Annotated in this window: 16 protein-coding genes and 1 tRNA gene; 7 read left to right on the top strand and 10 right to left on the bottom strand. The window is 40.7% G+C overall.

Going from position 1 to position 14,309, the window contains the following annotated elements:
* Positions 1 to 24 precede the first annotated feature (24 nt).
* Positions 25 to 654, top strand: a complete 630-nt coding sequence (locus P2W71_RS10405) for a response regulator transcription factor (protein ID WP_276370541.1) — start codon at positions 25 to 27, stop codon at positions 652 to 654.
* Here the strand turns inward: P2W71_RS10405 and P2W71_RS10410 are convergent, their stop codons facing one another.
* Positions 655 to 1,323: an ATP-binding protein gene (locus P2W71_RS10410; RefSeq protein WP_276370543.1), complete on the bottom strand. Its 669-nt coding sequence runs from the start codon at positions 1,321 to 1,323 to the stop codon at positions 655 to 657.
* Between the two features lie 112 nt (positions 1,324 to 1,435).
* Between P2W71_RS10410 and P2W71_RS10415 the strand changes: the two genes are divergently transcribed.
* The 3 genes from P2W71_RS10415 to P2W71_RS10425 all read left to right on the top strand — a co-directional run bounded on the left by P2W71_RS10415 (position 1,436) and on the right by P2W71_RS10425 (position 5,107).
* Complete coding sequence (locus P2W71_RS10415) at positions 1,436 to 2,992, top strand: tetratricopeptide repeat protein (RefSeq protein WP_276370545.1); 1,557 nt, start codon at positions 1,436 to 1,438, stop codon at positions 2,990 to 2,992.
* On the top strand, positions 2,989 to 4,557 hold the full coding sequence (locus tag P2W71_RS10420; RefSeq protein ID WP_276370548.1) for a tetratricopeptide repeat protein: 1,569 nt from the start codon (positions 2,989 to 2,991) through the stop codon (positions 4,555 to 4,557). Before P2W71_RS10415 ends, P2W71_RS10420 begins: the two co-directional genes overlap by 4 nt.
* A gap of 79 nt (positions 4,558 to 4,636) precedes the next feature.
* Positions 4,637 to 5,107, top strand: coding sequence for an OsmC family protein (locus P2W71_RS10425; RefSeq protein ID WP_276370550.1), 471 nt, complete (start codon positions 4,637 to 4,639; stop codon positions 5,105 to 5,107).
* A gap of 110 nt (positions 5,108 to 5,217) precedes the next feature.
* On the opposite strand, the gene treF is transcribed toward P2W71_RS10425, so the two are convergent.
* Positions 5,218 to 6,807 (bottom strand): alpha,alpha-trehalase TreF, encoded by a 1,590-nt coding sequence (gene treF / locus P2W71_RS10430; protein ID WP_276370552.1) that lies wholly within the window; start codon positions 6,805 to 6,807, stop codon positions 5,218 to 5,220.
* Between the two features lie 413 nt (positions 6,808 to 7,220).
* Between treF and P2W71_RS10435 the strand changes: the two genes are divergently transcribed.
* Positions 7,221 to 7,553 (top strand): DUF6686 family protein, encoded by a 333-nt coding sequence (locus P2W71_RS10435; protein ID WP_276370554.1) that lies wholly within the window; start codon positions 7,221 to 7,223, stop codon positions 7,551 to 7,553.
* 51 nt (positions 7,554 to 7,604) lie between these two features.
* Here P2W71_RS10435 and P2W71_RS10440 read toward each other — a convergent pair whose 3' ends face one another.
* The 3 genes from P2W71_RS10440 to P2W71_RS10450 form a co-directional block, all read right to left on the bottom strand.
* A complete protein-coding gene (locus P2W71_RS10440) occupies positions 7,605 to 8,420 on the bottom strand; it encodes a hypothetical protein (RefSeq protein ID WP_276370556.1) in 816 nt (271 codons plus the stop codon).
* A gap of 89 nt (positions 8,421 to 8,509) precedes the next feature.
* Positions 8,510 to 8,956: a GNAT family N-acetyltransferase gene (locus P2W71_RS10445; protein WP_276370558.1), complete on the bottom strand. Its 447-nt coding sequence runs from the start codon at positions 8,954 to 8,956 to the stop codon at positions 8,510 to 8,512.
* A gap of 119 nt (positions 8,957 to 9,075) precedes the next feature.
* Positions 9,076 to 9,528: a VOC family protein gene (locus tag P2W71_RS10450; protein WP_276370561.1), complete on the bottom strand. Its 453-nt coding sequence runs from the start codon at positions 9,526 to 9,528 to the stop codon at positions 9,076 to 9,078.
* Between the two features lie 321 nt (positions 9,529 to 9,849).
* On the opposite strand from P2W71_RS10450, the gene P2W71_RS10455 reads away from it, so the two are divergent.
* Together P2W71_RS10455 and P2W71_RS10460 are read left to right on the top strand one after the other, a co-directional pair.
* On the top strand, positions 9,850 to 10,518 hold the full coding sequence (locus P2W71_RS10455) for a DUF6064 family protein (RefSeq protein ID WP_276370563.1): 669 nt from the start codon (positions 9,850 to 9,852) through the stop codon (positions 10,516 to 10,518).
* A gap of 35 nt (positions 10,519 to 10,553) precedes the next feature.
* Complete coding sequence (locus P2W71_RS10460) at positions 10,554 to 10,997, top strand: hypothetical protein (protein WP_276370566.1); 444 nt, start codon at positions 10,554 to 10,556, stop codon at positions 10,995 to 10,997.
* Between the two features lie 58 nt (positions 10,998 to 11,055).
* On the opposite strand, the gene pth is transcribed toward P2W71_RS10460, so the two are convergent.
* From pth to P2W71_RS10485, 5 genes are all read right to left on the bottom strand, one after another.
* Positions 11,056 to 11,616 carry an aminoacyl-tRNA hydrolase gene (gene pth, locus P2W71_RS10465; protein WP_276370568.1) on the bottom strand — a complete coding sequence of 187 codons (561 nt, stop codon included), beginning with the start codon at positions 11,614 to 11,616 and terminating at the stop codon, positions 11,056 to 11,058.
* Positions 11,617 to 11,796: 180 nt separating this feature from the next.
* Entirely contained in the window at positions 11,797 to 12,459 is a 663-nt protein-coding gene (locus P2W71_RS10470; protein WP_276370570.1) for a 50S ribosomal protein L25/general stress protein Ctc, read from the bottom strand.
* Positions 12,460 to 12,492: 33 nt separating this feature from the next.
* Positions 12,493 to 13,422 carry a ribose-phosphate pyrophosphokinase gene (locus tag P2W71_RS10475; RefSeq protein ID WP_276370572.1) on the bottom strand — a complete coding sequence of 310 codons (930 nt, stop codon included), beginning with the start codon at positions 13,420 to 13,422 and terminating at the stop codon, positions 12,493 to 12,495.
* Positions 13,423 to 13,552: 130 nt separating this feature from the next.
* Positions 13,553 to 13,625: transfer RNA gene (locus P2W71_RS10480), tRNA-Gln, on the bottom strand.
* Between the two features lie 86 nt (positions 13,626 to 13,711).
* A complete protein-coding gene (locus P2W71_RS10485) occupies positions 13,712 to 14,287 on the bottom strand; it encodes a DUF4136 domain-containing protein (RefSeq protein WP_276370574.1) in 576 nt (191 codons plus the stop codon).
* Between the last annotated feature and the right edge of the window lie 22 nt (positions 14,288 to 14,309).

Here is a 14,309-nt window from a genome sequence, read left to right on the forward strand (position 1 = left end):
GAAGATTTCTAAAAGTATAACGCAATGACAAAATTAAATTTCTTATTAGTAGAAGATGAAGCCTTGATAAGAGAAGGCCTTCGATCGTTGTTGGAGAAAGAAAATTTCATAAAGGAAATCCGCGAAGCTTCAAACGCAGGAGAATTCAAAGAGCAGTTGAAGAATGAAATTGATTTTGTATTGATGGATTTTCGTCTTGCAGATACAAATGGACTGAGTCTTCTTGCACTTCTGAAGAAAGAATCTCAACAACCGAAAGTAATTATGCTAACAGGTCTTGAGGGCACGGAGTTGCTGATGAACTTATTAAAAGCCGGGGTTAATGGTATTGTATATAAGTTAGATGGCTATAAAGAGATACTGAATACAATCAACGGGGTTTTGGAGAAAGGGAGTTATTTTTCACCAAAAATTCTAAACCTCATTCAAACTAATGCTCACCGATGGGACCAGGTTCCTCCGGTTGTCTTGAGTTTGCCTGAACGCGATCTTTTAAAAGCTATCGCGAGCGGCTATACGACAAAGGAAATTGCCTCGCTGTTGAAAATGTCAGATTCTACTGCTGAGACTTACCGGATTCGTCTCATTAAGAAAATGGGTGTATTAAATACTGCAGGGTTGATTGCATATGCGTACCGAAATGGAATTTTGTAATCACAATTTATAATCTACTTTGGCCAGCAATCCCTTTTCGCCATGATGATATTGGATAGAGGCGCCAATAGCTTGTGACCTTAGCTTGAGTGTATTGTTCTTTTTTCTTAGCCTTTCAATAAATTCTGAAATTTTGTTAAACCCGCTACCGTCATCTTCTACTTCGATAACCAAGTTTTCATTTTTCCATTTTAGTCGCACCCATACATGCCAGGCAGAGGAATGTTTGAACGCATTATGAATGAGTTCTTGAATAATTCGATAGAGATACATTCGATTCAGATCAGGAATAGTTCGCTCTGTGCCCGTGCACTCATAGTAAATATTTCCAAAACCCGGCCTTTCGAGCGACTGACAAAGCATATCAATACTTGTATTGAGGGAATCATTAACGGTCTGTTCGGGAAGAAGTTTTCGGGATATTCTCCGCACCGATTGAATCACGCTTTCAAAATCCGTGCGCATATTGATAAGCAACGCTTCTGTTTCCGCTGGATTATGTGCAGACCGTTCCAAGCGATCAAGGTAGAGTCTGAAGATCGAAAGCTTTTGAATTAAATCATCATGCAACTCGGCCCCCATTTCGAGAATAATCTGGTCACAGATTTCAGCTGCTCGCTTGGAGATTTCGAGTTCAAATTTTTTTCGAGAAGTGAAAATGACAGGCATTGCGTGGAGATATAAAATGGCTAATTTAAAAGGTAAGTATTAAACGATGAAAGCAGTAAATATGGAAAGAAGATCGAATTGTGCAAGACTATGGGCAATAAGATGTTTTGTTATGCAGCTTGTTTTGATTCCTTTCTTTGCTAATTGTCAAAACGAAAAGATTGACTCGTTAAAATCTCTATTGAAGATAGAGGCTGACGGTGGTAAACAGATTGATATACTATTTCAACTTTCCCGGGAATGCCTTGATTTTAATAATGTGTTAGGGGCGGCCTACGGACGGATAGCTTTCATTAAAGCAAAAGACTTAGGCGACAGCTTCAGAATTGTCAAGACGGGAAGGATCTATTCTCAAGGTCTTCGAAGATTAGGTAAAATGGATTCAGCATTGATGGTTTACACAAAGGTACTTGCTGTGGCAAAGCGGCAAAATTACAATGACGAAGTTAAATATATATTGAACGGGTTAGGATTGATTCATTTTTTTATGGGCCGCTATGATAAGGCTTTAGAGTTTAATTTTGAATGTCTTGATTTAAAAAAGAAAGATGGTGATTCGGTTGGAGTTTCGGTGACCTTAAACAACATCGGATTATTTTATCACCATCTAAATGATTATGAACGAGCCCTCTATTACTATAAAGAGTCATTGCGTTTAAAGAAGCTGATTAAGGACACTACTGATTTAGATGCTCTTTTACTCAATATGAGCCAGTGTTATGCACTTCAATTCAAGTTTAATGAAGCATTGCACTATGTCGATCGTGGGCTTAAAACGTGTGGTGGAAATTGTATTGACGAAACATTGATCATCGCGTATCAGACCTTAGGTTACATTTCGTATTTTAAAAAAAATTATAAGCACGCGGAAGTTCAATTTTTAAAGGCTTATTCATTATCTAATAAAAAAGGCAGCGAACGTTATAAACTGGAAAATATAAAATACTTAGTTAAGATTTGCATGGCTACTAATGGGCTAAGTAAAGCAGAAAAATATTTGCAGGAAGCAGAAAAATTAATTTCGTCTGGGTCCCCATATAACGAAGAGATCCTTCAAATTTATGAGCAGTTGCATTCATTATACGCGAAGTTTCAAAATTTCAAAAAAGGGTATTACTATCAGAATAAATATGTAGTTCTCAAGGATAGTATTTACAATCATAAGCTAACCACGAACCTTATGAAAATTCAGGCTGAACATCTTGAAAAAGAAAACAAGGCTAAGATCGAAGCTCAAAATGCAGTCCTGGTCCTCAATGAAGAAGTCATCCTCCGTCAGAAATACGTGAATGTATTTATTGGTATTGTTGCCTTATTACTGGTTGCCCTAGCCGTTGTTTTGTTCCGAAGTAATCGTCAAAAACAAAGGCTCAACCTGTTGCTTGATAGGAGGGTAAAAGAACGAACGCAAGAACTCGAATCAAGTCGCGATGTATTGCAACGTGCATGTGAGGAAAGAGATATTGTAATGATAAGAGCAACCTCTGATTTAAAGAGGTCTCTTGCAACGATCAAAGGATTGTGCCTGTTGGGAGCACAAGACGCCGATGAGGCGCGACATTACCTGGAAAAGGTAGGCGTTATATCCGGCGCAGTTTCTGATGTTATAAATAAGCTTTCTTATAATAGTAAAACGCCCTTTTCTACCCATCAAAATTATATACGATGAAAATGTTAGATGCCTCAATTAAGGTAGTGCTAATCCTTGTTTTATTTTCAATCCAAGTCGATGTCTTTTCTCAAACACAAAAAATTGATTCGTTGAAATCTTTGCTGCCCCATCACAGTGGCGGGGAAAGAATAGATATTCTATTTGAGATTTCACGGCAATATTTAAATTCTAATCAGGCCGGAGGTTTATATTTTGCAAAAGAAGCATTTTCTGATGCGAAGGAGTTTGGGGACTCAATGAGAATTGTTAAAACGGGAAGAGTCTATGCACAAGGTCTTAGGAGGATTGGCAAACTTGATTCAGCACAGATATTGTTGAAAAAATTATTAACAGTTGCGAGCCGGCATGCTTATCGAACGGAGATGAAGACCATTCTAAATGCTTTGGGTGTTGCATACCTAGACGGAGCAAAATATGATGAGGCACTGAAATTTTTCCTTCGTTCACTTGAATTAAGAGAAGAAGACAAGGATAAATGGGAAATAAGTGTTGCGTTAGCCAATATTGGATTGGTTTATCTTGGATTGGATTACTATGACAATGCGATACATTACTTTGATAGAGCAATCAAACTAAAAATTGATGCGGGAAGGATAGCCGATGATTTATACCTCGCTTTGATAAATAAAAGTATGTGTTTAGTTCGTCAAAAAAATTATCGGGAGGCACAGAAAGTTATCGGCAAAGTTCTTTCAGATTGCATAAATTGTTCAGAGAATATTCCAATTACCGGATATCAAACATTAGGACTAATTTCACTACAAGAGGGCGATCTAAATCTTGCCAAAGCAAGGTATCAGCATTCGTATGAGTTGTCAAGGAACTCTCAATATAAAAGGAATCACATCATTTCTTTAATCAATCTGATTGTGATCCATACGGATCTTGATGAATTGGAGTCTGCAGAAGATTATTTAAGAGAAGCCGAAATGCTAGCGAAAATCGGAAGTCTGTATAGTTATGAAATGAGTCATATGTACTTTCGACTTATTTTGGCTTACCGAAAATTAAACAATATTGAAAAGACATCCTTTTATCAAGCAAAATATATCTCCCTCCGCGACAGCATTTTTAATGAAGACCTGGCCACCAACCTCATGAAAATCGAAGCCGAACACCTTGAAAAAGAAAACAAAGCTAAGATAGAAGCGCAAAATGCAGTTCTCGCTTTAAACCAGGAAGTCATGCTCCGTCAAAAGTATATCAATGTTTTCATCGGCATTGTTGCATTGTTATTCATTGCTTTGATAACCATGTTGGTGAAAAGCAATAGACAGAAACAAAAAATCAATCAACTGCTGGATATGAAGGTGAGGGAAAGAACCCAGGAATTAGAGAACAACCGCGATGCACTGCAACGTGCTTGTGAGGAACGTGATATCTTAATCGATAAAACATCAAATGATATAAGAAATTCCATGGCTACAATAAAGGGATTATGCTCGGTGGGACTAAAAGATGTGAATGATCCTGTGGCCCTGCAATACATTGCAAAAATGGACAATGTCACAGATAAATTTTCGGCTACGCTCAGCATGTTATACTCGACCAAGCGTAAATGATTTTTTCCATTGTAGAATAATACATCAAAACCATTATTCTATACGTTACCATTTCCTTTTGCGTTACCTCTATTGAACCATGTTCAGAGCGAGATTTGGGATGGATGACGAGGATTCTTATATTGAAAAGGTATTTCTATTTAACAATCACATGAAAATATCCGCATCCGTCAGCAGCAGGTATAATGAACACGTCACAACAGTGCAAACTAATGATGCTTCGCAGGAAGTGAAGATTGCACCTAAATCTTCAGGGTATGGCTCATCTGTCAATGGGGGAGAGCTATTATTGCTTGCGCTGGCTACCTGCTTCTGCAATGATATCTACCGCGAAGCCAAGAAGCGAAATATTTCAGTCACAGAAGTAGATGTTGTTGTCACCGGCGAGTTTGGTGGGGAAGGAGAACCGGGTTTCAATTTTCAATATGAGACGAATGTTGTCTCCGACGCGCCACCTGAAGTAATTGAAGAATTGATTGAGTACACCGACGAGGTCGCCGAAATTCACAATACATTGAGGAAAGGAATTGATATTAGACTTGTACGTTAACACTTCAGGCCGGCAAGAAAAATGTCATTGCAGTTATTGTGACGACACACACATTTACTTCAGAGCTTACCTTAACACCTAAACACCCAAACAGTTAAACACCCAAACACCTAATGCCCTCCTCGTTTCTCAAGTGAAAAAGCGACCTCATTCCTGAATGCCAGCGCCACACCATTCGTCCAGCCAAAACCGTCCTGGTTCGGATATTCACCGCCTCCGGCAATTAAAGTAGTATCCATTACGTTGTATTTTTCCATCATTTTACCTGTCGCTTCATAAACGCGCTCATTCTGACGCAGCCACCGGTGCCGGATATCATTGGCAAGGTTATCCTGGTGATAATTTTTCAATCCCCTATACGCCATCCATTGCAGCGGCGCCCAGCCGTTGGGTGCGTCCCACTGTTGATCGGTATCGGCAACGGTGGTGACCAGTCCTCCTTCTTTCAGAAATTCTTTTTGGAGGGAGGAAGAAATTTTTTCAGCAATATCAAGTTGGACCATTTCAAAGAATAGTGGATAAACCGCTGCTAATGATTTAATTCCGGTGCGCTTGTTTTCTTTAAAATCGTAATCCATAAAAATGTTGGCATTGGTGTCCCAGCAGAAGGTAAGCAACGCCCTTCGTCTGGCATTGGCGCGTTGCAAATATGGATCGCCAGCATTCTTGTTGCCACGGATGGCATATCCGCGCGCGATCATTTTCTCCAAGTGGGCGAGCAGGCAGTTTAAGTCCACCGGGACAATGTCGGTTGTGTGAATCGTCTCAAGGGATTTTCCATCGCGGAACCAACGGCTGCTAAAATCCCATCCTGATTCGGCTGCTGATCGTAAATCTTTGTAAATTCTTTTTTCTGCTCCCGGGTGTTTTTGAGCAAGTGCATAATCTTCTTTGTAAGCTTCTGGCCTTGGGCTTTCACCTTGGTCATAATAACGGTTCATGATGGTACCGTCGCTGAGCATGACCACATGTTGCGCGGCATCACCGGGTTGCTTTACAGAGTCGACACCGCGCATCCAGAATTGATATTCTTTAAGCATAGCCTCCAGGTAGTTTGAGGAGGCAAGCGAATCATAGTCTTGCAATTCATTTACAATCAATGAAAAGAACGGTGGTTGCGAGCGTGTTAAATAATAGTTCCGGTTACCGTTGGGAATAAAGCCGATAGTTTCAATCAAGTGGGCAAAGTTCTTTACCATATTCTGGATCAGGTCGTAACGCTTCTGCGATTTTAATCCGAGGATGGTGAAGTAGCTATCCCAATAATATATTTCCGAAAAGCGGCCGCCGGGCACAACGTAATCGTACGGCAAAGGGATAAGGGATGATCTTGGCTCGACTTCATCTGCCTTCCGCGTGAGTACGGGCCATAGTCTAGTAAGATGTTCCTCCATCGATAGGGTTGTATCGGTGGCATAGTTTGATTTGGGCCGCACGGGAAGATCAAAATTAAGGTGAACGAATTCGTTAAGGTCAAAGTCGGGCGTACCTTGCATTTTATCATAATCTGCAACAATCTCAGTTAGGTCCCTTTTGGGTGTACAGTCGGCAAAGGTTTTGGAGTCGGGAAAAATAGCTTTTAACTGTACATCATGGAAAAGAGATGATGTATAAAAATCGGTTTTAGAATCGCCTCGCTGTTCCTTCATTGTACAACTAAAAAATAGAACAGCCATGCTGATGATTACGATACGTGTCATAGTTGGGAGCGTTATGCCCGGTTTTATACATGCAACAGGTGAGCATCATGGAAGGTTATAAATAAGTAAGAAATAGGGATTTTGAGTGGATTGGTAACTTATTAATGTCGCATTAGATGATACCAGTTCAATTCCGGAGTATATCGTGTTAGTCATAAAAAGGTAATGATGCGTGAGCGATATTTTACGCATACTGGCGACGGATTGTTAGTGTTTGAAGACACAATTGTTTCCTTGATGATACTGTTGCTTGGTTCACGTTACCGTCGTTTTCCAACCATCAAAGGATAATCATCTCAAAGACCCAAATCCAACTTTTATCTACCTTCTCGAAGGTATAACATTTCACTCCACAAGGCGATTGATAGTGGTCACACCCATCCCTAATTTTATGTTGTAAATCACAAGGTATAATGGAGTGCTCAGAAAGAATTTATCATCAGAACAAGTTGGGTTGCACACGGAAGTGTAGCTGTCACAACGCGGTGCATCTTATTTTCGGTAATGTATCATTGCTGCTGAGCAAACAACAACTTAATGATTTCACGGAATATATTGCGGACGCTGTCGTTGAATGTAAACTACAAGGTTCGGAAAATCCTGATTGCCGGGATATTTTTATTCCAACACGTGACCTATGTATTTTCTTCAATGTAACTTATAGCGAATTGGAACATTTATTGGATCTTGCTGAACAAACTGTTCTCATGTTGCAGATAGACGAAGCGTTATCAGGCCATGGCTAATATCCTACTTTCCTATTGTGCGCTTACTTCTTATCACCTGCTTCTTATACACTAGCCCTTTACCTTCGCATACTGTTTGGCATACTGAAAAATTTCGCCCGTGACATCAACGTTCTCGGGTCTGAAGACGGGAACACGCTGAACAAAGAATTCCATAAAGGGCTCTTTAACGCAAAAGTCTTTGAATGGTTGGAAATCGTTTTTAAGCATGATTTTTCCGAGTATGGCGCACGAAATCCATACTCCATATTCTTTATACTCCTCGCCATATTGGTATTTTAATTCGAGCTTCTGAAGGATCCGTTCGAAAAACATTTGTACCTCTTTTTCGTCCAATGCGTTCATGAATTCATCCTGAAACATCACGAATTCGAAATTCGCAAATGAAATTGATGCTGGCGTCTTAATTTCGTTGAGGAAAGGTGGATAAAAATTATCGCAACGTACGCTCATCTTGGTGTATCGGTCCAGAGCGATTTCAAAGGCATCCTTTCTGCTATAGAATTCAGCGAAACCCTTTTGTTCACCTTTAATTCTTTCAAACCCATTTTGCATAACGTCAAATGCGGTGTATTCAAAAAGCAGTGGGTAATTGAGCAACGTTTCTAACAATGCTTCCGTCGTAATGGTGTCAAGAACCTGCTGAGGTATCTGGCAAGCGTCGACACGTTCCTCGAGAGATCTTAACTCAAACCATGCATCCGACTGAAATGGAATTGGATATTCGTAGGTTCCGTGTATATCGAACTTGACGCAGGGATCGTATTCAATATTATGATCGACACAGCTTGTAATTAAGGTTACGAATAGGAAGATGATAACAGCCTTGTCGGTCTTTGCCGATAATGGGCAAACGGATGATTTCATAACGAATAGGTTTTCGGGACAAAGAAGTTACATATAGACACGAAGGGCATCTCAAACGTTGTAAACTCGGAACTGAATTTTGTGTGAAATCAAATGAAAAGCTTGAATCCTTCATGGGAAGCAACAAATCCAAGCCGCTCGTAAAACCTGATGGCATCCGGTCTTTTTTTATCGCTGGTTAATTGTACTAGGTTGGCCCCTTTGTCCTTTGCACGTTGTATCGCCCAGGTAAACATCTTTTCTCCAATACCCTTACCACGATGATCCTCTCTTACCCGTACTGATTCGATCTGCGCCCGGATACTTCCCTGATGGGTGAGGTATTGGATGAAGGTAAGGTGAAAAGTGCCTATAACTTCTCCATCATCACTTTCAGCTACCATCAGTTCCTGGTGTTCGTCTTTGCTAATGAGTTCGAAGGCCTTTTCATATATACTGAAATGTTTTAAATCCTCCCGTAATGCACCGAGTGGATCGTTTGCCAGCATCCTTACTATATGAGGTACATCGGCCTTTGTAGCTTTTCTAAAGTTCATGTAGTTATCACGTTGCTCAGAGCAACATTTCTGTAATGTACTCACGCCACACTTTCTATTACGTTATCTGTTTTAAAAATTACTGATACTATTCCAACTCTTGGGCACGCTCCAGCTACTCACTGCTTCCTCCAATGTTGAAGCTCTACAATATTCCCGTCAATATCTTTTGCATACACAAAAGTGAGCTTGCCCACGTTAGAGACTTCGGTTTCCACGACTTCACCTACGCGGCTGCCGCCATGATGTAATACTTTGTTAAGATATTTTTGAACATCATCTACATGGAAGGCAATATGCCCGAAGCCTTTACGATTTGTTTTAGGGACTGAGCCGTTTTCGTTGCTGTCGTATTCAAAGATCTCAAGGGTAGGGAGCGTTTCGTCAAATCCAGGTAGTCTTAAATGAATTCCTTTGAGGTGAGAATCCTTGATGGACGTTGCGCGGTCAAGCCATTCTCCCTGCAGGTCGCGTTCCGGGTAAACAGGCTGACATTCAAAAACGGTGACGTAAAATTCAGCGAGTCTCCGCCAATCATCAGTGATGATGTTGGTGTGTACATACTTAATCATTTTCTCTGCGTTTAGGTTAATCTTTTAAGGTAACAAGATTTATTTACCTCTTCCAAGGAGAAAAACATAAAAAATTGCTACAAGATTGGCCAGCGGCACGGTCTTTTGTCCCTCCAATCGTTTCCGCTGATTCTTATCGATTACACCAGGCATAAGTGGCCGCACGGTCGCTAAAAGATTCGGAGTGATAAACAACACCCACTTAGGTGACAAACATCATAGTATTAAGGCCATATTAACCTCAACCTTTACATTGCACTTTAAATTCTAACTAAATGCGGGCGTGTCGCTTGAAGATGTAAACCTCCATAATCAGACATCATGAAAATTCCGTTCACAGTGGATGAATTCTTTCACATTTTCGAGGTGTATAATCTTTCTATTTGGCCTTTTCAATTGGTGCTTTATGCATTGGCGATAGGAGCCGTAATCCTTGCATTAAAGGGAGGACGAAGAACAAGTCAGATAGTGTTTTTTATTCTTACAATTTTTTGGACGTGGTCAGGACTTATTTATCATATCAACTATTTCGCGACCATTAACCCTATAGCTTATTTTTTCGGTGCCATATTTCTATTGCAAGGTGCGATCTTCTTTTACGTAGGTGTTATTCGTAGTCAAATTGAGTTAGGATTCATGCCTCGCGCCGCGCATGTTCTGGGCGTTGTATTGGTTTTGTATAGCCTCCTGATCTACCGGATGATCGGTCATTATCAGGGGCACTTGTTTCCAAAGGCACCCACATTTGGCGTTCCTTGTCCTACCACTATATTTACTTTTGGTATTTTGTTATTCTCTGTTCAACGGGTGCCGTGGTATGTATTTATTATTCCACTGCTATGGTCGCTGGTAGGTTTTTCTGCTGCTACCAGACTTTCCGTCGTCGAAGATTATGGCTTGTTTATTTTTGGAATTTTAGCCGCTGTCTTTTTGCTATCTGATCATAAGAAACTATTCGCGGGGAAACGACATAATCAAACCACACCATAAATTTTCTAGCCTTTGATCTACTAAATCTAAATTTTATGATGAATGCAAAATATGTTTTTGTGATTTTACTTCTGGTTTTCGGAGGCTGTGATGATGATAACACCAAAAGCAAGGCGGAGGATGTAAAACAGACAGCCACTTCAGGCATATGGCGGATCACTTATTTTTTCGATACGGATAAAGATGAAACCGACAATTTTGATGGATATACTTTTGAATTTAAGTCAGGCAACACGCTGACGGCAACAAAAGCATCTGTTTCGCATACGGGCGTATGGTCTGTGACGGATGATAGCGGAACGGATGATTCAATTGATTATGCAGATATAGATTTTAATATTTTATTCACCACTCCTCCGGATTTCGAAGAGTTATCGGAAGACTGGGAAATAGTTTCGATTAACGATACTAAAATTGAACTAAGACATGTAAGTGGCGGTGGTGGTGGAACTGATTTATTGACCTTTCAAAAGGTTTAGTTCGCGGGCCCTTGGTCGGAAAAAAATTCAGGATGAATGGGGCAGCGACTTAGGATAATTAATCATTGAAAAGATTCATGGTCCTTTCAACGCCGATGGTACAAAAGGACAAAATCATTTCATTCGCCTTCTCAATGAGCGGCGGCATTGCTTCAAATTCTGTTTGAGTAAAGTTACTCAGCACGTAATCCACTTGTTGTCCTTTATGAAATGCATCACCCACTCCAAACCGAAGTCGCGAATAGTTTTGTCCATTTAATAACAGCTCGATATTCTTGAGTCCGTTGTGCCCTGCAGAGCTTCCTTTGGTTCTCAAGCGCAAGCTCCCGAAAGGCAATGCAATGTCATCAACAATCACCAATAGATTTTCTTTTTCAATTTTTAATTCCTGCAGCCAGTAAGCAATTGCTTTCCCACTCAAGTTCATGAACGTATTAGGCTTAATAAGATGAATGCTTCTGCCTTTATACTTGAATTCGGCTTTCTCGGCGAGCCGGTCAACCTTAAATGATGCGCCCTGTTTATCGGCCAACTGATCAAGTACAAGAAAACCAATATTGTGTCGCGTAAGCTCATACTGTGCGCCAGGATTGCCAAGACCGGTAATGAGGTATTTCATTTGCGTGTTAATAGTGTTGGAGTGTTGAATTCGAAGTGTTGGAGTAGGGAGTACGTTGGATTTGAAAGTGGTGCTAGTGAGCAGTCACTCCATACTTCGAACTCCAACACTTCAACACTTAAAAAAACAAAATCCCCCAGCATGAACGCCGAGGGATTTATATTTTTAGTCTGGCTACGATTATTTCTTGCCTTCTTCTTTCTTTGGCGCTTCAGCTTTTTTAGCATCACCAGCAGCAGGAGCCGCGGCAGCAGCACCTTCAGCAGGAGCGGCAGCAGCTTCTTCAGCAGCCATCTTAGCGGCACGCGGTACTTCTACTACGGCAACTGAGGCTTGCTTAGGATCAACAAACTCAAGTTTTTCAACTTTGATATCACCCACTTTAATGGCATGATGGAAATCAAGATTTGAAACATCTACGTCAATATGATCAGGCATGTCCTTGGGAAAAGCATAAACCTTCAATGAAGATCTTTTTTGAACCAATGCACCACCTTTAGCAACACCAGGAGCTTGGCCTACCAGACGTGCCGGAATATTCATTTTGATTTTTCTGTTTTCACTAACTCTCAAAAAATCGGCGTGCAAAATAATTTCGCTTACCGGGTGGAACTGTACTTCCTGGAGAATAGCTTCACTTTCTTCGCCTTCTATGTTCAAATGAACAAAGTGAGCTTCATTTGTATAAACCAGCTCTCTGAAAAGAATCATTGGTGCATAAAAATGCAATTGCTCATTACCACCATACAACACGCAAGGAACCAGCCCTTCGTCGCGTAGTTTTTGTGAACCGGATTTCCCGAGATTTGCTCTTCGATACCCTATAATCTCAATGGTCTTCATAATTATATAATTGTTTAGTTAAAATATTTACGCTTAAAGTTTGATAAACAACGAGCTGATCGATTCATTGTCATGAATCTTACGTATTGCTTTGGCATATAAATTTGAAACACTAAGCACTTTTATTTTATTGCTCGGCTGTTTCAATGGAATGGTATCAGAAACTGCAAGTTCTTCCAGAACGGAATTCTCAATATTTTCATAGGCCTTTCCAGATAATACAGGATGGGTACACACGGCCCTAACCGACTTTGCACCTTTGTCTTTTAAAAGCACGGCAGCCTTGCAAATTGTACCCGCCGTATCAACCAAGTCATCTACCAATACTACATCTTTGCCTTCGACCTCGCCGATCAAACGCATGGAGCTCACCTTGTTGGCCTCTTTTCGGTACTTATCGCACACAGCCAGTTCTGCATCAAAAAATTTAGCAAAGCTCCGGGCTCGTTTTATTCCCCCAACGTCCGGAGAAGCAAACATGATATCAGCAAGCTTCAAGGATTTTAGATAGGGAACGAAAATATATGAGCCGTCCAGGTGATCTACGGGAATATCAAAAAATCCCTGAATCTGATCCGCATGTAGATCGCATGCCATGATACGGGTAGCACCAGCTGCCGAAATAAGGTTCGCGATAAGTTTGGCGGCAATTGCGACTCTCGGCCGATCTTTACGATCTTGTCGTGCGTAACCGAAATAAGGAATTACAACATTAATACTTGAAGCGCTTGCTCGTTTTACGGCATCAACCATCAGAAGCAATTCCAATAAGTTGTCAGCAGGTGCAAAGGTGGATTGAATGATGAATACCTCATGTCCTCGCACAGATTCTGCGATAAAAGGAGACATTTCGCCATCGCTGAATTGTTGATAATCTACCTCGCCAAGTGGTTCGCCATAAGCGTTGGCAATTTTTTCTGCCAGGTAAATTGTTGCTCTTCCGCTGAAAATTTTAACAGCCATGGTTTTATTCCATTTTTGGTTTTGTCACCGCCCTAAATGGGTAAAGGACCGGTGCTGTGGTCGTTAAAACGTTAATCTGCGGATCAACATTTAACGCAGAATCCCGCTCCAGCGGGATTCTGAATCTAAGTTGTCCGACCAGGGCTCGAACCTGGACTTTCCTGAATCAAAATCAGGCGTGTTGCCAGTTACACCATCGGACAAAAAGTCCCGTAGTTAACCCGGGACCCCTTAATTTGGGATGCAAATGTAGAATTATTTTTCAGAAACTTTAACCCCTTGAAGAATTTTAGAGGTCTTTTTCTTCAACTGTGGCTGTTGCGTTATCCATAAATCCTTCAGCCCAGAAGCGGTATTTGTCGAGAATGGAAATTACCGCGTTTCGAAGGTGACGGCTGTTCTGGAAATCGATTGAACCGTATTGGGTAGTTGCGTAACCTTGCCAGATAGACCGATTCTGACGTCGATCGTAGAATTGAATCAGCAGGGTACCTTGGTTTAAATTGAATTTTTGTGGATCATAATCCACATTTTCATTTTGATTTCTTACCCAGTCTTCAATTTCAGGTTGAATGTATCCATTGAATTTAAGACTGTCGTCGAACATTTTAAAACCGACAATCAAATGTGGCTTATTTGAATTTTGCCTATAACCGAGAAATTTCATCCGGGCTACAATAGATTTTTCAATAACATCATTTGTCATGGTTGAGTCGCCGGGGCCTGCTGGCTTCATGATATCGAACGTTCGATACTTTTTGAAATTCCCTTTATAGCTATAATCATACTCCACAGGCAACTCCTTATAGCCAAGGCAGGAAGTAAATAAAATGAGGGTGACAAAGGCAGGATAGATCTTCTTCATAGGTCCGACTCGTTTAACTTAG

It is taken from the genome of Chryseolinea sp. H1M3-3 (assembly GCF_029360725.1).
Classification (GTDB): domain Bacteria; phylum Bacteroidota; class Bacteroidia; order Cytophagales; family Cyclobacteriaceae; genus Chryseolinea.